We start from the raw sequence: 19,590 nt of genomic DNA on the forward strand, positions 1-19,590 counted from the left end.
AGCCAGCGCGCAAGCTCGGCTATACTGCGGGGGTGGGCCTGCGATGTGGCGCGGCCCGCCCCTTGCACTGAGAAAAGGAAACCGCAATGGTCAAGCACCTTGTGATGCTGAAGAAGAAGGCCGACACCGACGACGCGACGGTCAGCGAGATCATGGCCCGGCTAGAGGCACTGGTGGGCCAGATCCCCGGCCTGATCGAGCTGCGCTGCCACCGCAGCCTGCCCTCCGAGCGCCCCGTGGTCTGGACCTTCCTGCTCGACAGCACGCTGGAGGATGAGGCTGCCCTGGCGGCCTACGTGCCGCACCCCGCCCACGTGGCGGTGAACGAGTGGATGTCGCCCTTCCTTGAGTCCCGCGCCGTGATCGACTACGTGATCTAGGCCGCCGCACGCGGGCGGCGCGCTGCGCCGCCCGCCCACCACCGGAGCCAGCCCATGCGAATCGTGATCTTCTCGGATGTGCACGGCAACGCCGCCGCCCTTGAGGCGGTGCTGGCCGACATCCGCACCCACGCTGCGCCCGACGCCATCTTTGTGGCGGGCGACCTGGTGCTGAACGGCCCGCGCCCGGCGGAGGCGCTGGCCCTGCTGCGCGGCATCCCAGGGGCGCGCTTTGTGCGCGGCAACACCGACCAGTACCTGCTGGATCGCTCGGCAGATGTCGAGGATGTCGACTTCGCCCGCGAGCGGCTGGATGGCGACGCGATGGCGTTCCTGCACGCCCTGCCGTTCTCGCAGCAGCTGGATGCGGCCCCCGGCCACCGGCTGCTGGTGGTGCACGCCAACCCGCGCGACCTAGAGGGCCAGATCAAGCCCGGCAGCCCCGACGCGCTGCTCCGCCCGTGGTTCGCGGGCGTGAATGCGCAGGTGGTGGCGTTCGGCCACTACCACGTGCCCTTCACCCGCACGCTGGATGGCGTGGCACTGGTGGATGTGGCCAGCTGCGGCATGCCGCGCGACGGCGACCAGCGGGCCGTCTACGCCACGCTCGACTGGGACGGCGCAGCCTGGCAGGTGGCCCACCGCCGCGTGGCCTTCGACATCGAGGCGGTGGCACGCGACTACGCCGCCGTCGGCTTCCCCCACGCCAAGCACGCTGCCGCCAAGCTGCTGCGGGCGCGCTACGGCTAGCGCGCCCATTTCCCATCAGGACGCAAGGACACCAAGGAAAAACAGACACTTCCTCCCCTCGCACCTTCGTGTCTTCGTGGTATTCGCTCTCTTATGTCCCCTTGGAGCCTTGGGATCTTGGTGGTAAAAACGTGCTACTGAACGAGAGCGCATCGGCCCTGGCATCACGCGGGCCTCAGCCTCAGAACAGGTGCGGTTGTGGTACAATCAGGGCCGTGGCATCTACCGAAGTCTAGCGACATACTATGCTTCCTGAACTACTAGCCCCAAACACGGTTGTCCGTGGAAAGAACGCCGAGTACCGAGTCCTCAGCGTCATTGGGCGCGGCGGCATGGGCGCGGTCTACCGGGTCCAGCGCACCGCCGACGGAGCGCTCTGGGCGCTGAAAGAGATGCGCGTCCCCTCCGACGTAGCCGAGCAGGAGGCGCAGGAGAACCGGCGGCTCTTCGAGCAGGAGGCCGAGCTGCTGCGCACGCTCGCGCACCCCAGCCTGCCGATCGTCGCCGACTCGTTCGAGCAAAATGGCCGCCCCACCATGGTGATGGAGTATGTGCCGGGGCAGAGCCTAGAGGACCGCATGCGCGAGGCCAACGCGCCGCTGCTTGAGCAGCAGGCCCTCGGCTTCGGCATCCAGCTCACCCGCGTGCTCAGCTACCTGCACACCCGCAACCCGCCGATCATCTACCGCGATCTCAAGCCATCCAACGTCATCCTCACCCCCGAGGGCGTGCTCAAGCTGGTGGATTTCGGCGTGGCCCGCACCTACAAGGCCCGCAAGTCGAAGGATACCGTGGCCATGGGCTCGGCGGGCTACGCGCCGCCCGAGCAGTACGGCAAGGGCCAGACCGACCAGCGCTCGGACATCTACGCCCTGGGCGCGACGCTGCTGCACCTGCTCACCAACATGCCGCCCATCCCGCTGCAGACGCCCACGCCGGGCAGCATCCGCAAGCTCAACCCGTCGGTGGATGCCCAGGCCGAGGCCGCGATTATCAAGGCCATGGCCCTTGAGCAGGCGGCCCGCTTCACCTCCATGGCCGAGTTCGAGCAGGCGCTGGTCAAGTGCCTCGACACGCCCTTCGTGGACCCGAGCGCCCGCGCCACGCCGCCGCCGCCGGTGACGCCAGTGCCAGGGGCGCAGCCGCCCGCCCAGCCCGCACCAGCCCAGCCAGCCGCCCAGCCGAAGGCTCAGCCCGCCCAGCCAGCCCAGCCAGCCGCCCAGCAACCAGCCGCCCCAGCAGCCAACGCCGCCGACATGGTGGCCTGCGAGCGCTGTGGCAGGCTGAACAAGCGCGTGGCCAAGTTCTGCGCGGGCTGCGGCGCACCGCTCGGCGCACCGCCTGTGGCCCGCCTGATGCTCAGCTCGCCGCGCGGCAGGTGGGAGCAGAAGATGGACCGCATGCCCATGCGCATCGGGCGGCGCGACCCGCGCCAGCAGCACTACCCCGAGATCGACCTGGCCGAGCACGACCGCGGCATCGCCTCGCGCAACCACGCGATCATCAGCCGCAACGGCGACTACTACACCATCACCGACCTCGGCTCGACCAACGGCACCCAGCTCAACGGCAAGCCGCTGGGCCAGCACCAGGCCACGCGCCTGCGCTCGGGCGACAAGATCAAGATCGGCGAGGTCGAAATAGAGTTCCGAGGAAGCTAGAAAAGGACGAACCAGCAGGGCGGGAACGCCCAGTTCGCTAGGAGCTATGGCACCAAAAGCACTTATTCTCCGCGCCCCAGGCATCAACCGCGACGCAGACGCCGCCGCCGCCATCGAGCTGGCCGGCGGGCAGGCCGAGCTTGTCCACGTCAACCGCATCGTCGAAGGCTCGGCCAAGCTGAGCGACTACGCGCTGCTGATCATCCCCGGCGGCTTCTCCTACGGCGACCACCTGGGCGCAGGCAAGCTGCTGGCGGTGGACCTGGCCCATCGGCTGGGCGACCAGATCCGCGCTTTCGTCGAGGCGGGCAAGCCGGTGATCGGCATCTGCAACGGCTTCCAGGTGCTGGTCAAATCGGGTGTGCTGCCCGACACCGGCGAGCAGGCCAGCGGCACGCCCGCCGCCACGCTCACCGACAACGCCTCGGGCACGTTCGAGTGCCGCTGGGTGCACCTGGCTGCCGCGCCCGAGAGCCGCTGCATCTTCACCAAGGGTATCGAGCAGCCGATCGAGGTGCCGATCGCCCATGGCGAAGGCCGCTTTGTCGCGCGCGACGCGGCGGCGCTGGCCGCGCTGCAGACCAACGGCCAGGTGGCGCTGCGCTACACCGCCAGGGGCGGCAGCGTGGGCTACCCCGCCAACCCCAACGGTTCCGACGACAACATCGCAGGGATCTGCAACCGCCAGGGCAACGTGCTGGGCCTGATGCCCCACCCCGAGAACGCCGTGCTGCCCACCCAGCACCCCGCGTGGACCCGCGAGCCAGCCCGCGCCCAGGGCGACGGCCTGATCATCTTCACCAACGCGGTGCGCTACGCCGCGCAGTAGCCACCCCCAGGCGGGCTAGGGGGCCACCCCTGCGCCCGCCTGAAACCACTTCGCCCCATTCTGCTCCAGCCACCCATTCGTGCGCAGCCGCTCCAGCGCCCCGTTGATCGCATCGCGCAGCAGGTAGGCCCTGGGCGCGACCGCCACCGCATACGGCTCCAGCGTCAGGGCGGGCGGCACCAGCCGCAGCCCGGCCTGGCTATTGATGGCCGTCAGCGCCGAGGCGTTATCGGCCACCACCGCATCGGCGTCGCCCGCCCGCAGCGCAGCAAAGGCCTGCTCGGGCGTGTCGTACGCGGCGCGCACGTGGATGCTGGCATCCTGCGCGGCGCGGCTGCGCACCAGCGTGTCGGCATCCGACCCCAGCGCCACGGCGATGGTCAGCCCACCTAGCCGCTCGGCATCCTGCAGCGGCGAGCTATCGCGCACCACCAGCACCTGCCCGGCGTTGAAGTAGAAGGTGGAGAACGCGGCCCGCCAGCCCTGCTCGGGCGCGTAGGGCAGCGCCGAGATCACCGCATCGGCCTTGCCAGTGTCGATCGTCTCATAGGCCGCCTCCAATGTGGTGGGCACAAACTCCACATCCATGCCTAGCTGCCGCGCCACCTCGCGGGCCAGATCCACATCATAGCCATACGGCTGCTCGCTGGCCTGCCCGCCCATCATCACCTGGCGCGTGCCCGTGAACGGCGCGTAGCCAAAATCGACCGCCACCCGCAGCCGCCCGCGCTGCTGGGCCGCCGCCCACACCGGATCGAGGCCCTGGCCGGCCACATTTGTGCCCAGCTGCGCGCTCAGCGCCAGTACAGCATACATGCCCAGCACCGCCCAGGCAGGCCAGCCCCCTTTATGAAAGCGATTCAAAACCGCATACCAAACATGTCTGATCATCCGATCTACCAACCTTGCGTTTCAATAGCTGGCTCCGTATACTGAAGAATAGCCTAGTTTTGCTGCCAAGCAGCGCCCCTATCCGTCACATACCAAACAAACGAATCCCTCCGACCTAACCAAATCGCGCAATCATCGCAACTTCATGTCTTCCAACCCATCAACCCATCAACCGTAGGTGACAGCCATGGAACAACACACGGAAACGCGCGCCCCGATCGGCATGGCCACGCACGCCCCCATGCGCCCCGGCCCACTCCTCATCCTCCGCCGAGCCACGCGGCTCTTCCTCCGGCGCAGCATCTACCTTGGCGTGCGGGCGGCACAAGCGCTGCACCAGCGCGCCGCCCTGATCGCGATCATCGCCCTGCTGCTCGGGGCCAGCGGCTGGATGGCTTTCCAGCTCTGGGGGCCAAAGACAGCCTCGGCAGCGGCGCTCTCATCGATGCCGCCATCCGAGAATGTCAAGAATTATATCAAAGGCCGCACCGACTTCAACGCCCAGCTGATGTGGAGCTCCTTCAGCGACGACCTGCAGGCCCGCCGGATCACCAAAGGCGAGACACCCGACATCATGCAGGCCAAAGCCGATCAGGAAGAGCAGCTTGGCATCAAGTTCCTCGACTACATCTACATTGGCGGCCTCACGCTCGACGACGGCGACACGATGTACTTCTACTCAACCAAGCTCATGATCGCCGGGGAAAATGTTGACATCCCCTCAACATTCCTCACCACCCCCGATGGCAAGCTCAAAGCGATCTACGCGATCGACCCCATCCAGCTGCTGCCCAAGTAGCCCCCAGCATCCCGACACCGATACTCGCACACGCAGAAGAGGGGAATCCTATGGCGCTTCGACCATCTCAGCACTATCAGGATGAGCTCGACCAAGCGATCGATAAGAAAATCGACCAGGCTCTTGAGCGCTGGCCCGCCAAGCTCTGGCGGATCTTCCAGCGGCTGGCGATCATCGGCGTCTCGGTCGCGCTCTACTGGTTCTACCTCGCCCCCGTCGTCACCGGCTGGGTCACACAGGGCAACCCGGTGCTCGACGTGCTGATGTTCGCCATGCGCATGGCGCTCACCATCGCGCTCTCGATCGTGCAGTTTGTGGCGATCTTCTGGTTCATGGGGCGCGGGCGGGTCTACTGGGTCAAACCCGGCGAGACCGGCATCTCGTTCAAGGACTACCGAGGTAACCCCGAGGTGGTCGAGGCCGCCCAGCGCATCGTGACGCTGCTGAAGGGCGTGAAGGAATTCAAAGACATGGGCGGCGAGGTCACGCGCGGCCTACTGCTGATCGGCCCGCCCGGCACCGGCAAGAGCTACCTGGCCCAGGCCATCTCCACCGAGGCCGGTGTGCCCTTCGGCTACGCCAGCGCGCCCTCGTTCCAGAACATGTTCGTGGGCGTCGGCCCGCTACGGGTGCGCATGCTCTACAGCAAGGCCCGCAAGCTGGCCAAGACCTACGGCGCATGTATCCTCTTCATCGACGAGATCGACGCGATCGGCACGGCGCGCGGCGGCGGCACCGGCGGGCCGATGGGCGCGATGGGCGGGATGTTCGGCGGCGGCATGGGGCTGGGCATCATCAACGAGCTGCTGCTGCAGATGGACCCGCCGCCGCAGGAGGTGCGCTGGTGGAAGAAGGCGCTACGCACCATCGGCCTGCTGCGCAAGAAGGTCGAAATGCCGCCGGTACTCACCATCGGCGCGACCAACCTGGCCGAGACGCTCGACGCCGCGCTGCTGCGCCCTGGCCGCTTCGACCGCAAGATCGTGGTCGACAAGCCGGATGCCGATGGGCGGCGCGAGATCCTTGAGTACTACCTCAGCAAGGTCAAGCACGACCCGATGCCGATGGAGCGCATGGTCTCCGACACCATCGGCTACACCCCGGTTGCACTCAAGTACGTCATCAACGAGGCAGTCATCCACGCCCACTTCGACAGCCGCCAGTCGATCAGCTACTGGGATTTCAGCCACGCCCGCGAGGTGCACGAGTGGGGCCTGCGCCAGCCCATCCGCAATATGAGCTACGAGGATCGGCGGCGCATCGCCTACCACGAGGCCGGGCACGCCTACGCCATGGTCAAGCTGTATAAGAAAGAGAAGTTCCGGCTCACCAAGGTGACGATCATCCGCCACGGCGGGGCGCTGGGGCTGGCCGCGCCCAAGCCGGTGGAGGAGACCTACACATCCACCAAAGAGGAGGAGCTGACCAACATCCAGATCAGCCTGGCCAGCCGCGCCGCCGAGGAGATCTTCCTGGGCGTGCAGATGACCGGCGTCACCGGCGACCTGCAGAGCGCCACCGTGAGCGCCGCGCTGATCGTGGGGGCCTATGGGATGGACAGCAGCTTTATCTCCTACCTGCCCATGGGCTTTAGCGGCATGCTGCAGGCCACCATGTCCAACCCCGAGCTGAAAGCGCGCATGGACCGCATTCTGAACGAGCAGTACGCCCGTGTAAAGGCGCTGATCGAGCAGAATAAAGAGGCCGTCAGCGCGATCGCCGAGGCGCTCATCCTGCGCAACGAGCTGACCGACATCGACGTGGCCGAGATCTTGGCCAGGGTCGAGGCCGAGCGACCCTTCAGCCTCACCCCCGAGGGCGAGCGGCGGCACTTTGGCTTCGGCACACAGCTCCTGCCCGAGCCAGCCGCGCCGCGCCGCCACTACCCCAGCGACAGGCCCCACATCCCGGTGCCCTCGGCCCAGCAGCCCTCAGCCGAACGATAACATCGCGACAAAACACACGCCAGCAGGCCGTGGGGATGGCGTTCCCACGGCCTGCTGGCGTATTTTCGCCCCATGCGATGGAGGCGGATCGGGCCTAGAAAGCCCACCAGGCGCCATGCGCCACACGATAGGGTTGCCTATCGAGCAAAAGACTACGGTAGGCAGGATACCCGGTTGTGTGTATACTTGTGCTGTTTCTGCAATAGAGCGCGGTTGCAGCCTTTTTTCGTTTCCGATACACTAATGCCTATGCGAGCACTGATTACGGGTATCAATGGATTTGTCGGCGGCTACCTCGCCGAACAACTGATCGCCGAGGGCGGCTGGTCGATCTGGGGTATCGCCCGCCAGCCAGCGCTCTCCCTTGACCATCTGCGTGGCGCAGCCCAGCTCATCGTTGCCGACATGGCAGACGCCGACGATCTTGAGCAGGCGCTGCTCGCAGCCCAGCCCGATGTCGTCTTTCACCTTGCCGCCCAGTCGAACATCCCAAGGTCGTTTGCCGACCCGCAAAATACGCTCACCACCAATATCAATGGGCAGCTGGTGCTCTTCCAGGCGCTGATCAAGCTCAAGCTCAGCCCGACGATCCTGATCACGGGCAGCAACGAGATCTACGGGCAGATCCGCCCCGAAGATCTGCCTATCGATGAGCAGACCGCATTTCGCCCCGTCAACCCCTATGCGGTCAGCAAGGCCACCCAGGATCTGCTGGCGCTGCAGTACCATATCAGCCACCAGCTGCGCACCATCCGCATGCGGCCATTCAACCACATCGGGCCGCGCCAGACCGAGGCATTCGTCGCCTCGGCCTTCGCCGCGCAGATCGCGCGGATCGAGCGCGGCCAGCAGGAGCCGGTGATGCGGGTGGGCAACCTGGCCGCCGAGCGCGACTTCACCGATGTGCGCGATATCGTGCGCGCCTACGCGGTCGCGGCGGTGGCGGGGCACCCCGGCGAGGCCTACAATATCGGCTCGGCCCGCAGCGTCAGTATCCGCTGGATACTCGACACACTGCTGGGCATGAGCACCCACACCATTGCCGTCGAGCAAGATCCCGCGCGGATGCGACCAGCCGATGTGCCCCGCGTGATCGCCGACTATACGCTGTTCCACAGCCACACTGGCTGGCAGCCACAGATTCCCCTAGAGCAGACCCTACACGACATCCTTAGCTACTGGAGAGCAACGCTATGAAAGCTGTCATTCTTGTCGGCGGGCTGGGCACGCGCCTGCGCCCGCTCACATGCAATACGCCCAAGCCCATGATCCCGCTGGTAAACCAGCCGTTCATCGAGCACATGCTGGAGAACCTGCGCGACCAGGGGATCACCGAGGCCATCTTGGCCGTGCAGTACCTGGCCGAGCGCTTCCGCGAGGCCCTGGGCGATGGATCGCGCCTGGGCATCAAGGTGCATATTGTCGAGGAGCCAGAGCCGCGCGGCACGGCGGGCGCGGTGAAGAATGTCGAGCACATGCTGGATGGCCCGACCTTTGTGTTCAACGGCGATGTGATGACCGACCTCGATCTGCGGGCGATGTACGCCTTCCACCAGGAGCGCCAGAGCAAACTGACCATCGCGCTGACGCCGGTGGAGGATCCCACCGCATTCGGCCTGGTCGAGACCAACCCCGACGGGCGCATTCGCCGCTTCCTAGAGAAACCCCGCCCCGAAGATGTGACCACCAACATGATCAACGCTGGCACCTATATTATGGAGCCGGAGCTGCTGCGCTACGCCCCTGCGAACGAGTTCTACATGTTCGAGCGCGGCCTGTTCCCCACCGTGCTGGAGAAGGGCGACCTGATGTTCGGCTACCCATCCAAGGCCTACTGGACCGACATCGGCAAGCCGCAGGCCTACATCGACGTGCACCACGACATCCTCATGGGCAAGGTGCGCTACGGCTTCCGCGGAAATGAGATCGCCGACGAGGTCTGGGCCGAGGGCGAGGTGCAGATCGCGCCCACCGCCCAGATCCACGGGCCGGTGGTGCTTGGCCCCAATGTGATCGTCAAAGATGGCGCGGTGATCACCGGCCCAGCGGTGATCGGCGCAAACTGCGTGATCGGCGAGCAGGCCCGGCTGGAGGATGTGGTGCTGTGGGATGGGGCCGAGGTGGGCGAGGGCGCCGAGATCGAGTGGAGCGTGATCGGGCGCGGGTCGAAGGTGGGCGCGAAGGCGCGGATCAGCGACGGCGCGATCATCGGCGACAGCTGCACCATCGGTGCGGAGAACCATCTGACCAAGCACATCCGTATCTGGCCAGGGACGCAGCTGAACGACAAGTCAATCACCTTCTAGCACGTATGGAAGGTCGACCCAGCTGCCGCAGCATCCTAGGATCTGCGGCAGCTGTTTTTTGGTGTTCTACGAGCCGAGGCGCTCGTTGATCTTGTCGAGCACCGCCTTCTGGGCTGCGCCGCCGGTGGGCTTCGCGCCCGAAGCCGCGCTTGCGGCGGCACGGCGCGCCAGCAGGTGGTTGCCCCCAACGACCGCGACCACAATCGCCATCGCAGCCGCGCCGCCAGCCAGCAGCGTGGAGACCCGCTCGTACAGAAACTGGCCCACCGCCGATGCCTGGACCTGGGCCAGAAACCCAGGGTTCTCGTAGCAGGCGTAGATGATCAGGAAGCCCGCTGCCAGACAGCCGCTGAAGACCCCAAGCAGCGCGCCCGTGGTGCGAAACAGCGTGCTGGAAACCGCCGACGGAGGGAAGAGCAGGCCGCTGCCGAAGCCCACGACGGCGGTGGTGGCGATAAACACCACGGTGCTGGCGAAGCGCTGCAGCAGCGCGATATCGGGGTTGCCGAGGCGCTGGGACAGATCGGCGGCCAGCGGGGCCGACCAGAAGCTGACCAGGGCGGCCCCAAACAGCACCCCGGTGAGCACCAAGATCCCCCGCTGCAGATCGCGCATAAACCCGCTGATGCCAAAGCCGATGATTAGCGCAAGCGCTCCAAGCGTCACCAGAAGAGCCATAGATCTGCCCCTTGAGAAGGTTGAGGTAGCCCGATGTAGCACTATACTACCTATTGTAGCATACCCGCTAGACCACCTACCTCGCTCCATGGATCATTCGCGTGTGCCTCGTTTTCGTTAGGAAAACACCCGCTTCTGCGCTCGCCACACCTGCACCAACCGCCCCTGGATAGAGGTTAATGCTATAATAAGCGGCCTTCTTTGCAAAAGGCCGTGTGCGGCGACCCGCACTACCACTGTGGTACCACGAGGAGAGCAAACCATGGCCCGAGTTGCCATCAACGGCTTTGGTCGGATCGGACGCCAGAGCTTCAAGGCCCTGCTTGAGCGCTATGGCGACGATCTAGAGATCGTCGCGATCAACGACCTAACAGATAACGCAACCCTCGCGCATCTGCTCATGCATGACTCGACCTATGGCCCCTTCGAGGGCAATGTGAAATATCAGGAGGGCGCGCTGGATGTGCGCTACTACGACGAGGATGGCGAGGAGCGCGAGAAGAGCATCCTCACCCTGGCCGAGCGCGACCCAGCCATGCTGCCTTGGCGCGATCTCGGCATCGATATTGTGATCGAGTCGACCGGGCGCTTCACCGACGCCGACAAGGCACGGGCACACCTGCAGGCCGGTGCCAAGAAGGTGATCATCACCGCGCCAGCCAAGGGCGAGGATATCACGATCTGCCTTGGCGTCAACGAGGGCCGCTACGACCCAGATGTGCACCACATCATCTCGAACGCCTCGTGCACCACCAACTGCCTCGCGCCGGTGGCCAAGGTGCTCAACGACCGCTTCGGCATCCGGCGGGGTATGATGACCACCATCCACTCGTACACGATGGACCAGAACCTTCAGGACAACGTGCACAAGGATCTGCGGCGCGCGCGGGCGGCGGCCATGAACATCGTGCCGACCACCACCGGGGCGGCGCAGGCGGTGGCGCTGGTCATCCCCGAGCTGAGGGGCAAGTTCAGCGGCTACGCGGTGCGCGTGCCCACGCCCACGGTCTCGCTGGTGGATTTTGCGGTGCAGCTTGAGCGCGGTGCCAGCATCGAACAGATCAACGAGGCGTTCCGCGAGGCATCTGAGAGCGAAGATCTGGAGGGGATCTTGGGGATCAGCGAGGAGGAGCTGGTCTCCAGCGACTTCATCGGCACCACCTACTCAAGCGTGGTCGATCTGCCGCTTACATCGAGCCTGGGCGAGGATTTCTTCAAGGTGGTGGCCTGGTACGACAACGAGTGGGGCTACTCGACGCGCGTGGCCGACCTCACGGCCTTCCTGGCCGATGAGCCCGAGGCCTAGAGAACGCGATGCGCATCCACGATCACCGCATGATCGTGGATGCGCAGTAATGAGAAGCCGCTCGGCGTGCCATCCAGTTGCGGCGGGCGGGGAGGCTGGCCGCCCGGCCAGGATGCCGCGAGGGGCGGCTGCGGCGGCTCATCAAGCGCCCTACGCTCGGCAGCTGCCGCCGCGCCAACGGGCGCAATGCAGATCAGCCCGGGCGGCCTGTCGGGAGGAGCCATGGGGGAGGTGGATGCAACGCCCTCCAGCATCGCCAGCTCCTCCTGGCAGTGGGAGCACTCGGCCAGGTGGGCCAGCACGCGCGCCCGCGCCGTAGGTGCGAGCAGGCCCTGCAGGAAATCGGCCAGATCATCGGTGGGCGGGCAGAACAGCCGATAGAGGCGGGCGCGCAGCTGGCCCTGCAGATCGGCGATCGCCGCAGCCCGCTCGCGGCAGTGTGGGCACAGCGCCACATGCGCCAGCACATCGGGCGAGGCCTCGTGGTCGGCCAGCGCGATCAGATCGAGCTCATCCAGCTCTGGGGGGCATATGCAGGCCTCCGCCCTTGGGTGTTCCGCCATAACGTACTCCACATGAATGCTACCTCTTTGCAGTACTGAACGTAGCGCCGTGTCTGTTTTGGCGTACAAATTCTTAACTTTTCCGTTAACCAAACGGCCACTTCGGATGCACGATCCGGCGCGTGCCCAGCCTAGGAGGCGGCCAGCAGCTTGCGCAGCTCCTGGTTGCGGCTGAGCCGACCGAGGATATTGCGCTTGACGTTGTAGACATCGTTGATGCAGCCGAACAGATCGGGGCGGCCCTGGTAGATATCGCCCGGCTTCATGCCCATCACGAACGAGCTATACATCACCACCCGCTCGGCCTCATCATTCAGCTGGGCGTTGATGTAGTTCCAGAACTCCTCACGGTTGATGCGCTCCATAGCTTCCTCATCTGGCGATACAAGCGAGGCGCTTCCATAGGGGATGGCCTCTTCCGGCACCATCTCGGCCCACGACTGCGAGCGAACACTGTCGATCACCACGCACCCCGCGCACAGCTGCAGGTAGTGCAGCAGCGATGCGAGCGTAGGAAACGCGGGAAATTTCTCGGGGGTGACCGCGCGCCAGAAGCGCGTGAATGCCGACACCACAAAGTACTCGCTTGTCTCGCCGCTGCTGGCGAACGCACCCGAGCGGCGCACCCAGCTTTCCACCAAGGGGCTATAGTGGGTGTAGATGTACTCCCAGGCGGCCTCGGAGCGCTCGACCAGCGCCCGGCGGAACAGCTCGTAGGAGTAGGATGGGTCGTGCGGCTGGCCGCGGTAGAAGCGCTCGCTCTCTGCGCCGCACAGCCGCATCAGCGCCGCAATATCCATCTGCGCGATAGGGCGATTCTCCGCCATATGGGCCGACGTATAGCTGGAAGCTGGCCCAGCTGCCGATGCTACGCTCTGCTGCATCATAGAATAACTCCTTCACCACTCGATGTATCACATGCGCCCGTGTGCTACGTTCTGCCGCAAGCATAGCAAAGCCTCACTGCGGAATTGGTTCGGCAGGACTACGGTCGAACTACGGGGCCGATTTCATTGCGCTATACCAGGATTGTAGGCGGTGGGGCGTGTGGCGAAAAGAGCAGTGGATGAGCAGAAGATGACAGTCGTACTATGCCGTGTCGAAGATCTGGATACAGCTATTGGCAGCGCCTAGCGCGCTAGCTCTTGCAGCAGGAGCATGCGGCGCTCCCAGGCTTCGGCCTCGGCCTCGGCCCCCACGGCGCGGGCCTCGTCGCGGTTGCGCTTCATGGCGTTGAAGCCCTGGCCCGCCGCCAGCCACAGCTGCGCCATGCGGCGCTGGGGGTGCAGGGGCGCGAGGGCCATGGCCTCGGGCGTGGTGAGCGCGAGGTCGCCCCAGCCATACCAGTCGTCGGTGGGGTCGCCCGCCCGCCCCGGCCCCGTCTCAAGCGTGACCGTGACGCGCTGGCCCGCCCAGCGCCGCAGGTCGGCGTAGCCGCGCACCCAGCCCAGCCGCGCCGCCGCCGCATCCACCGGCAGTGCGAGCGCCTGCTCCTCGTGGCCCTCTGCGCCTACTAGGATGCGGAAGGTGGCCCCGTCGGATGCCCAGTCGCGCGCCACCGGGTCGAGGCCCACCGCAAAGCGCAGGATGGGCAGATCCTGCGGGATGTCAAGCGCGGCGCTGAGGCGGGCCGTGGGGTGCAGGAATAGCACGTCGCGGCGCACATCGCCGCTATCGGGGTCGTCGAGGTTGGCCTGGGCGTAGGAGGTGCGCCCAAAGTAGCACGAGGCCGCGCCAGAGGCATCGCAGAACTGCGAGCGCACCATCTGCCCAGGTGCGCTCAGCTGGCCAGCGGCGAACAGCTCGAACACCGAGCGCTCAGGCGCGCCATCCAGCTCGGGCAGCAGCTGCTCGTAGGCGAGGCTGGCCTGCCAGGCGGGCAGCGGCTCGGCGGGGGCCAGCCAGTGGGCGCGCTCGAACGAGGCCGCCGCCTGCCGCCACTCGCCGCGCGCCATGTGGGCGTCGCCAGCCAGCCGATAGGCGTAGGCGTGGCCGGGGCGGGCCAGCTCGGCTGCCGCCAGATGCGCCAGCGCGGCATCCAGCTGCGCGGCATCGCCAACGGTGGGCAGGCTGTCGGAAAGGCGCGGGGTGGGCCAGCGCAGCCCTCGCTGCAGATCGCGCCCGGCCTGGTCGAGGTGGTAGGCCCAGACGGCATAGGGCCAGAGCACAGCCAGCAGCGCCAGCGCGGCCAGCGCCAGCAGCGCCAGCCGCACGGGGCGCGGCCAGCGCCGAGGATCGGGGGAGGTCTGTCCAAGCGATGTGAGAGCCTGCAAGACGCGGGCGGGGATGCCAGGGCGAGTGCTCACAAAAAGTAGCTCCGGATCAACATGAGGGACGCCACATCGAGCGACACCAGCGCCAGCAGGAAGATCAGCAGCGCTAGCGGGCGATAGCGGCGCGGCGGCAGCGCCCAGCTCCCCCCCGCGAGCAGCAGCACGGTAGGGATGATCGCGGGGAAGGTGTAGCGCGCGATCGGGGTCGCATCGCCGCTGCCGATGCTGGGCAGCGGGCGCAGCACCACATTGGCCCAGGCCAGCGCCCCCGCCAGCGCCAGCAGCAGCAGCGCGGCGTAGACGCGGCGGTCGACCGACCGCCGCCGCGTGAAGAGCCACCAGAGCGCGCTGGCAGCGGCGAGGCCTGCCACCAGCCGCGACGCTAGCACCCATGCCGGATCGGTCAGGCGGGTGCCGCCCCAGCCAAACCAGCCCGCAAAGCTGTCGAAGGCCAGCGGCAGCCACCCCGAGACAATCGCCCAGCCCACCCGCTCGACATCGAGCAGCGCCGAGAGGATCTGCGCTGGCGAGCGGTGGATGTAGTGGTAGATCGCATCGTCGATCCAGGGGCGCAGCCGCAGCCAGCCCTGCTCGCCCGAGCCGTTGCGCACCAGATTCACAAACTGGCGGCCGCCCCATGTGCCCTGCGTGGCATCCGCATCGGCGAACTGCGGCGCGGCCTGGGTGTCGTACCAGCCGGGGGCGAGCATCACGCCGTCGGCGTAGACCGTCGCCCCGCTGCCATCGGGCGGGGCCTCGGCGTACAGCATGTACGACATGGTCTGCACATACTGCGGGATCGGGGTCGTCCACGCGAAGAAGCGCGGCTCGGTGCCCACATCCACATCCCAGACGATATCGGCATCGGCAGCGCCGGCCTGGGCGTAGCGCAGGCCGACTTTCGCCCGCGCATCGGTCGAGCTTGCCCACATCCACACGCCCACGGTCACTGTGCGCCCGCTGATGCGCTGCACCTGCGCGGGCAGCAGCGGGCTGATCAGCTGGCGCATCGGCGATTCTGCCCCCACCTGGTTCTCGATCACCGCGCCGCCCACGGGTGCGCCGGAGAGCAGCGCCTGCGTGCCAGCCCGCTGGCCGTCGCCGCTGGCCCAGCGGTACCAGCCAAACGCATCGCCCCCCTGCAGCGCCGCCACGCCCAGCGCCAGCGCCAGCGCGGCGCAGGCCAGCCCGGCCCAGCGCAGCCGCACGCGGGCATGGTGCACCACCACCGCCAGGCCTAGGGCCACGCCCAGCAGCGGGATCATGATCGAGGTCGTATTTTTCGTAAAAATGCCAACCGCCACCGCCGCCACCGCGCCCAGCAGCCGCCATGGCCCCAGCCCATAGCGCACCAGCCGCACCGCCGCCCACAGGAACAGCGAGCCGACAAAGGCTGCGCCCACATCGCTATTGACCGAGGTCATCACATCGGCAAAGGTGGGGGTCAGCGCCATGGTCAGCGGCACCGCCCAGCGCAGCGGGTGGCGCTCGGGCAGCAGGTCGCGCATCAGGCCGAACGCCACCGCAATCGTGGCCAGAAACAGCAGCAGCGAGCCAAGCCGGGCCACATACAGCTGGGTCAGCACATCCAGGTGCGCGACAAGCCGCAGCGGCAGGCTGAGCAGCGCATAGTAGAGCGGCGGGTGGCCTAGCTCGGTTACCCCCAGCCAGACATCCTTATGGCTGGTCAGCAGCGCTGGCGCGGGCACACGCTCGAAAAAGCCGGTGCCAAACAGCGTGCTCAGCACCTCGCGCCGCATGGCGGGGTGCTCGTCGCCGGGGCTGGGAAAGCTGCCGGTGTTGGCGATCAGCCAGGCATACTCGAAGTGGGTTGGCTCGTCGTAGTGCTGCCAGGGCGGCACCGTAGCCACAAACAGCAGGCCGTGGATGAAGGCCAGGCCCAGCACGGCCCAGAAGATCGTGCGGTAGCTCAGGGCCTGCAGCCAGGCCAGGGTGCGCGGCGCGACCAGCCGCACACGCGGCAGCGGCATGGGCGGCGCAACCAGCGGGGCGGCGGCCTGATTGCGCGCGGCGGGGCGGCGGGCCACTAGTAGGCCCCTTGACCGCTGGCCACCACAAAGATCGTGCGCAGCAGGATCTTGATATCGAGCATCAGCGAGTAGTTTTGGATGTAGTAGAGGTCGTCGGCGGTGCAGAGGTGCTGGTGCTCAAAGCCGCGCCGGTTGATCTGCCACCAGCCGGTCATGCCCTGCGGCACTGTGAAGCGGCTCCACTGCCATGGCTCGTACTCCTCGCGCACGATCATCGGCAGCTCGGGGCGCGGGCCGACCAGGCTCATGTCGCCAAAGAACACATTCAGCAGCTGCGGCAGCTCGTCCATGCTGGTGCGGCGCAGCAGCCGCCCGATCGGCGTGATCCGAGGGTCGTCGGGGTGCTTAAACTCCAGCTTGCCATCGGGGCGGCGCAGCGACACCTGGTTGAACATCTTATCGGCATTCTGGTACATGGTGCGGAACTTGTACATCTTAAATGCCGCGCCGTTCTCGCCGATGCGGTTCGAGACATACAGCGCCGGGCCAGACGAGGTGACGCGGATGATCAGGGCGATCAGCAGCATGAGCGGCGAGACGATCAGCAGCAGCAGGCCGCTCACCGTCAGGTCGAACAGCCGCTTGGCCACGCGCTGCTCGGATGTCATCGCAGGCACGCGCAGGCCAACCACCGGCAGTCCCTCTAGGTAGTCCACGCGGGCGTTGATCATCGCGTAATCGAGGAAGTCGGGCACCAGCCGGATGTGCACCGGCGTGCTCTGCAGCTTGCGCACCAGCTTCACGGTCTGCGCGTGCTCCTCCAGCGACAGCGCGATGAAGATCTCCTCGATCGACTCGCGCTCGACCACGGCCAGCGCATCTTCCACTGTCCCCACCACCGGGTGCTCGTCGAGCCGCACGCCCACCATGCGCGCGTCGGTGCTCAGGTAGCCGACCATGGGTGCAAAGCCCGCCATCTGGCGGTCGATCGCCCGCGCGATGTTCTGCGCGTTGGCCCCGGTGCCCGCCACCAGCACGCGGCTCTGGCTGCGCGGCTGCTGGCTCTGCCGCCGCATGGCCAGCTGCAGCACCACATAGAACACGATCAGGGCCAGCAGATCGAACACCACAAAGTAGATAAAGTAGAGCCGCGAGACATCGCGGAACGACAGGTACATGGTGCCCGCGAAGGTGAGCGAGGCCAGGCCCACCGCCGTGACGATCTGCCAGAGGCCATCCAGCAGCGTGCCGGTGCGCACCAGGCGCGGTGCCGAGAAAATGATCAGAAAGAAAAACCAGATCAGCCCAACGATCAAAAACAGCATGGGCGGAATCACCTCTGCGCCAGGCTCCAGCGGGCGTCCCAGCGAGAGCAGCTTGCGCACCTCCATCGCAAGATAGAGGACGGCTTCGGTGATCGCAATGCTGCCCAGCAGCACCAGCAGATCGAAGTGTGTCTGTGTTCGTGGCTTCATCATGGTTGCGTGCCTTTTCGCACAGCGGTTCGAGTATTAAAAGATAGCCCAGCGCATCACAGAGCGCCGTAGGCTATCGTGTCTGGCAGTGCCTGGGGCCGGATCTTCAGCACCTGGTCGTAGAGCGCCATGGTCGCGCCCGCCATGCGCTCGGCGCTCCAGCGCTCGCGCACCCAGGCCCCGCCAGTGCGCAGCATCGCGGCGCGGCGGTCGGCGCGGGCCAGCAGCATCTGGGTGGCGCTGGCGATCGCGTCGGGGCGCTGCGCGGGGGCCAGCAGCCCGGCCTGGCCGCGCAGCAGATCGCGCGTCCCAACGGCATCGCTGGCCACGATCGGCACGCCCAGCGCCATGGCCTCCATCAGCACCGTGGGCAGGCCCTCGTAGGCCGAGGTGAGCCAGAAGCAGTCGAGCGCGGCCATCACCGCCAGCGCATCCTCGCGGTGGCCCAAGAAGCGCACCGCGTGGGCTACGCCCAGCTCGTTGGCCCAGGCCTCGGCCTGGGGCTGCAGGTCGCCGCTGCCGCACCACACAAAGCGCGCCGCTGGCACCGCGCCAAGCAGATCGCGCGCGGCCTCAAGAAACAGGCGCGGGTCTTTCTGGGCCGACATGCGCGCCACCGTGCCGATCAGCGGGCCGTGGCCAGCGCCAAGGCTGGCGCGCATGGCCGCGCGGCGGTAGTCGGCGGGCAGCTGCGGCTGCCGGATGCCATTTTCGATGCAGACGATCCGCTCGGCGGGGGCGATATGGGCGCGCTGGGCGTGGGCGTACTCGCCGGGCGACACGGCGATCACGCGGTCGCCAAGCCGACCGGCCAGCTGCTCAAGCAGCAGAAAGAAGCGGCGTTTGAGCGGGCTGCGCAGCCCAAGGAAGTACAGGCCGTGGGGGGTGTAGACCGAGGGCACGCCAGCGACCCGCGCCGCAACGCGGCCCAGAAAGCCAGCCTTCGAGCTGTGCGCGTGCACCAGGTCGATCTGCTCGCGCCGGATGATCTGCACCAGCGCGGCCAGCGCCCGCGCATCATCGGCGGGGCGGATCGAGCGCGACATCGGCACCTGCACCACCGGGATGCGGGCGCGCTCAAGATCGCCCACGAAGCAGCGGTCGCCATACGATTGCGCTCGCTCGGGGGGGCAGGCCACAGTCACCGCATATCGACGCTGATCTATAGCGCTGGCGAGGGTAAAGACTTGGGTGCGAACACCAGCAGTAGTTGACTCGACAACAAATAATATGCGCATAGCACACACACCATCTACAACATGGGAGGGTGCGTATGAGGCTCCTTTCACAAAGCGCGATCATTATAGCATATCTAGTACGACGTTCCTAGATACGATCGCCTGCGCTCACAGCATCGGAATGCGGCGGCTGCCTGTTCGCGCGCACCGGAGGCCGATCTTCGATCTTGCGACATCCAGCGGCGGGGCGATCGCCAGATCATGCCGCCCCCAGTCATAAACGTGCTGCCGATCCACATTCTCTTTGATAAGTATTTAGCGTATAATATGCAGCATTCAGGTTGTCCTCTGGCAATCTTCATGGTGTAAGCGACAACAGCTGGCCTCCCGCAGGGCGGCGAGGGGGCCGGGCAAAAGTCGATACATCTTGTTGCGCCGCCAGCAACGTATCATGAGCGCACGGCATGGCTGTGCCCTCATATGGTGGTGTGTTCCCCGGGCGACGCCGCTGTCGCATCTGGCAATAATCCAACCATGTATGGCGTTTCAATTCGCTCTAGCAGA

At 66.4% G+C, this 19,590-nt stretch carries 17 protein-coding genes; 9 read left to right on the top strand and 8 right to left on the bottom strand.

The window, feature by feature from the left end:
* Positions 1-86: 86 nt before the first annotated feature.
* From F8S13_09940 to purQ, 4 genes are all read left to right on the top strand, one after another.
* The gene (locus tag F8S13_09940) at positions 87-380 is read left to right on the top strand and encodes a Dabb family protein (protein ID KAB8143331.1); all 294 of its coding nucleotides are present in this window, start codon (positions 87-89) and stop codon (positions 378-380) included.
* A gap of 54 nt (positions 381-434) precedes the next feature.
* Positions 435-1,130, top strand: a complete 696-nt coding sequence (locus F8S13_09945; GenBank protein KAB8143332.1) for a metallophosphoesterase family protein — start codon at positions 435-437, stop codon at positions 1,128-1,130.
* Between the two features lie 245 nt (positions 1,131-1,375).
* Complete coding sequence (locus tag F8S13_09950) at positions 1,376-2,791, top strand: protein kinase (protein KAB8143333.1); 1,416 nt, start codon at positions 1,376-1,378, stop codon at positions 2,789-2,791.
* A gap of 46 nt (positions 2,792-2,837) precedes the next feature.
* Entirely contained in the window at positions 2,838-3,620 is a 783-nt protein-coding gene (gene purQ / locus F8S13_09955) for a phosphoribosylformylglycinamidine synthase I (protein KAB8143334.1), read from the top strand.
* Between the two features lie 15 nt (positions 3,621-3,635).
* Here purQ and F8S13_09960 read toward each other — a convergent pair whose 3' ends face one another.
* A complete protein-coding gene (locus tag F8S13_09960; GenBank protein ID KAB8143335.1) occupies positions 3,636-4,511 on the bottom strand; it encodes an amino acid ABC transporter substrate-binding protein in 876 nt (291 codons plus the stop codon).
* Between the two features lie 187 nt (positions 4,512-4,698).
* On the opposite strand from F8S13_09960, the gene F8S13_09965 reads away from it, so the two are divergent.
* The 4 genes from F8S13_09965 (at position 4,699) to F8S13_09980 (ending at position 9,562) form a co-directional block, all read left to right on the top strand.
* Positions 4,699-5,310, top strand: a complete 612-nt coding sequence (locus tag F8S13_09965; GenBank protein ID KAB8143336.1) for a hypothetical protein — start codon at positions 4,699-4,701, stop codon at positions 5,308-5,310.
* Positions 5,311-5,360: 50 nt separating this feature from the next.
* Complete coding sequence (locus F8S13_09970; protein ID KAB8143337.1) at positions 5,361-7,256, top strand: AAA family ATPase; 1,896 nt, start codon at positions 5,361-5,363, stop codon at positions 7,254-7,256.
* Between the two features lie 249 nt (positions 7,257-7,505).
* Positions 7,506-8,453, top strand: a complete 948-nt coding sequence (locus F8S13_09975; GenBank protein ID KAB8143338.1) for a GDP-mannose 4,6-dehydratase — start codon at positions 7,506-7,508, stop codon at positions 8,451-8,453.
* The gene (locus tag F8S13_09980) at positions 8,450-9,562 is read left to right on the top strand and encodes an NDP-sugar synthase (protein KAB8143339.1); all 1,113 of its coding nucleotides are present in this window, start codon (positions 8,450-8,452) and stop codon (positions 9,560-9,562) included. Before F8S13_09975 ends, F8S13_09980 begins: the two co-directional genes overlap by 4 nt.
* A gap of 66 nt (positions 9,563-9,628) precedes the next feature.
* Here F8S13_09980 and F8S13_09985 read toward each other — a convergent pair whose 3' ends face one another.
* Complete coding sequence (locus F8S13_09985) at positions 9,629-10,240, bottom strand: hypothetical protein (protein ID KAB8143340.1); 612 nt, start codon at positions 10,238-10,240, stop codon at positions 9,629-9,631.
* 262 nt (positions 10,241-10,502) lie between these two features.
* On the opposite strand from F8S13_09985, the gene gap reads away from it, so the two are divergent.
* Entirely contained in the window at positions 10,503-11,546 is a 1,044-nt protein-coding gene (gene gap / locus F8S13_09990; protein ID KAB8143341.1) for a type I glyceraldehyde-3-phosphate dehydrogenase, read from the top strand.
* On the opposite strand, the gene F8S13_09995 is transcribed toward gap, so the two are convergent.
* The 6 genes from F8S13_09995 to F8S13_10020 all read right to left on the bottom strand — a co-directional run bounded on the left by F8S13_09995 (position 11,543) and on the right by F8S13_10020 (position 19,086).
* Positions 11,543-12,109, bottom strand: a complete 567-nt coding sequence (locus F8S13_09995; protein ID KAB8143342.1) for a hypothetical protein — start codon at positions 12,107-12,109, stop codon at positions 11,543-11,545. The two genes, gap and F8S13_09995, sit on opposite strands and share 4 nt — an antisense overlap.
* Before the next feature lie 131 nt (positions 12,110-12,240).
* Positions 12,241-12,996, bottom strand: coding sequence for a sigma-70 family RNA polymerase sigma factor (locus F8S13_10000; protein ID KAB8143343.1), 756 nt, complete (start codon positions 12,994-12,996; stop codon positions 12,241-12,243).
* Positions 12,997-13,239: 243 nt separating this feature from the next.
* Positions 13,240-14,415 carry a hypothetical protein gene (locus F8S13_10005; protein KAB8143344.1) on the bottom strand — a complete coding sequence of 392 codons (1,176 nt, stop codon included), beginning with the start codon at positions 14,413-14,415 and terminating at the stop codon, positions 13,240-13,242.
* Complete coding sequence (locus tag F8S13_10010) at positions 14,412-16,430, bottom strand: DUF2142 domain-containing protein (protein KAB8143345.1); 2,019 nt, start codon at positions 16,428-16,430, stop codon at positions 14,412-14,414. Before F8S13_10010 ends, F8S13_10005 begins: the two co-directional genes overlap by 4 nt.
* Positions 16,430-17,851 carry a sugar transferase gene (locus F8S13_10015; protein ID KAB8143346.1) on the bottom strand — a complete coding sequence of 474 codons (1,422 nt, stop codon included), beginning with the start codon at positions 17,849-17,851 and terminating at the stop codon, positions 16,430-16,432. Before F8S13_10015 ends, F8S13_10010 begins: the two co-directional genes overlap by 1 nt.
* 53 nt (positions 17,852-17,904) lie before the next feature.
* Entirely contained in the window at positions 17,905-19,086 is a 1,182-nt protein-coding gene (locus tag F8S13_10020) for a glycosyltransferase family 4 protein (GenBank protein ID KAB8143347.1), read from the bottom strand.
* Positions 19,087-19,590: the final 504 nt, after the last annotated feature.

This window comes from Chloroflexia bacterium SDU3-3 (assembly GCA_009268125.1).
Lineage (GTDB): Bacteria > Chloroflexota > Chloroflexia > Chloroflexales > Roseiflexaceae > SDU3-3.

What these genes read in the sequence shown, in the direction of transcription:
- F8S13_09940 (KAB8143331.1), top strand. Translation starts at nt 87, where the DNA reads ATGGTCAAGCACCTTGTGATGCTGAAGAAGAAGGCCGACACCGACGAC.
- F8S13_09945 (KAB8143332.1), top strand. Translation starts at nt 435, where the DNA reads ATGCGAATCGTGATCTTCTCGGATGTGCACGGCAACGCCGCCGCCCTT.
- F8S13_09950 (KAB8143333.1), top strand. Translation starts at nt 1,376, where the DNA reads ATGCTTCCTGAACTACTAGCCCCAAACACGGTTGTCCGTGGAAAGAAC.
- purQ (KAB8143334.1), top strand. Translation starts at nt 2,838, where the DNA reads ATGGCACCAAAAGCACTTATTCTCCGCGCCCCAGGCATCAACCGCGAC.
- F8S13_09960 (KAB8143335.1), bottom strand. Translation starts at nt 4,511, where the DNA reads ATGATCAGACATGTTTGGTATGCGGTTTTGAATCGCTTTCATAAAGGG.
- F8S13_09965 (KAB8143336.1), top strand. Translation starts at nt 4,699, where the DNA reads ATGGAACAACACACGGAAACGCGCGCCCCGATCGGCATGGCCACGCAC.
- F8S13_09970 (KAB8143337.1), top strand. Translation starts at nt 5,361, where the DNA reads ATGGCGCTTCGACCATCTCAGCACTATCAGGATGAGCTCGACCAAGCG.
- F8S13_09975 (KAB8143338.1), top strand. Translation starts at nt 7,506, where the DNA reads ATGCGAGCACTGATTACGGGTATCAATGGATTTGTCGGCGGCTACCTC.
- F8S13_09980 (KAB8143339.1), top strand. Translation starts at nt 8,450, where the DNA reads ATGAAAGCTGTCATTCTTGTCGGCGGGCTGGGCACGCGCCTGCGCCCG.
- F8S13_09985 (KAB8143340.1), bottom strand. Translation starts at nt 10,240, where the DNA reads ATGGCTCTTCTGGTGACGCTTGGAGCGCTTGCGCTAATCATCGGCTTT.
- gap (KAB8143341.1), top strand. Translation starts at nt 10,503, where the DNA reads ATGGCCCGAGTTGCCATCAACGGCTTTGGTCGGATCGGACGCCAGAGC.
- F8S13_09995 (KAB8143342.1), bottom strand. Translation starts at nt 12,109, where the DNA reads ATGGCGGAACACCCAAGGGCGGAGGCCTGCATATGCCCCCCAGAGCTG.
- F8S13_10000 (KAB8143343.1), bottom strand. Translation starts at nt 12,996, where the DNA reads ATGATGCAGCAGAGCGTAGCATCGGCAGCTGGGCCAGCTTCCAGCTAT.
- F8S13_10015 (KAB8143346.1), bottom strand. Translation starts at nt 17,851, where the DNA reads ATGATGAAGCCACGAACACAGACACACTTCGATCTGCTGGTGCTGCTG.
- F8S13_10020 (KAB8143347.1), bottom strand. Translation starts at nt 19,086, where the DNA reads ATGCGCATATTATTTGTTGTCGAGTCAACTACTGCTGGTGTTCGCACC.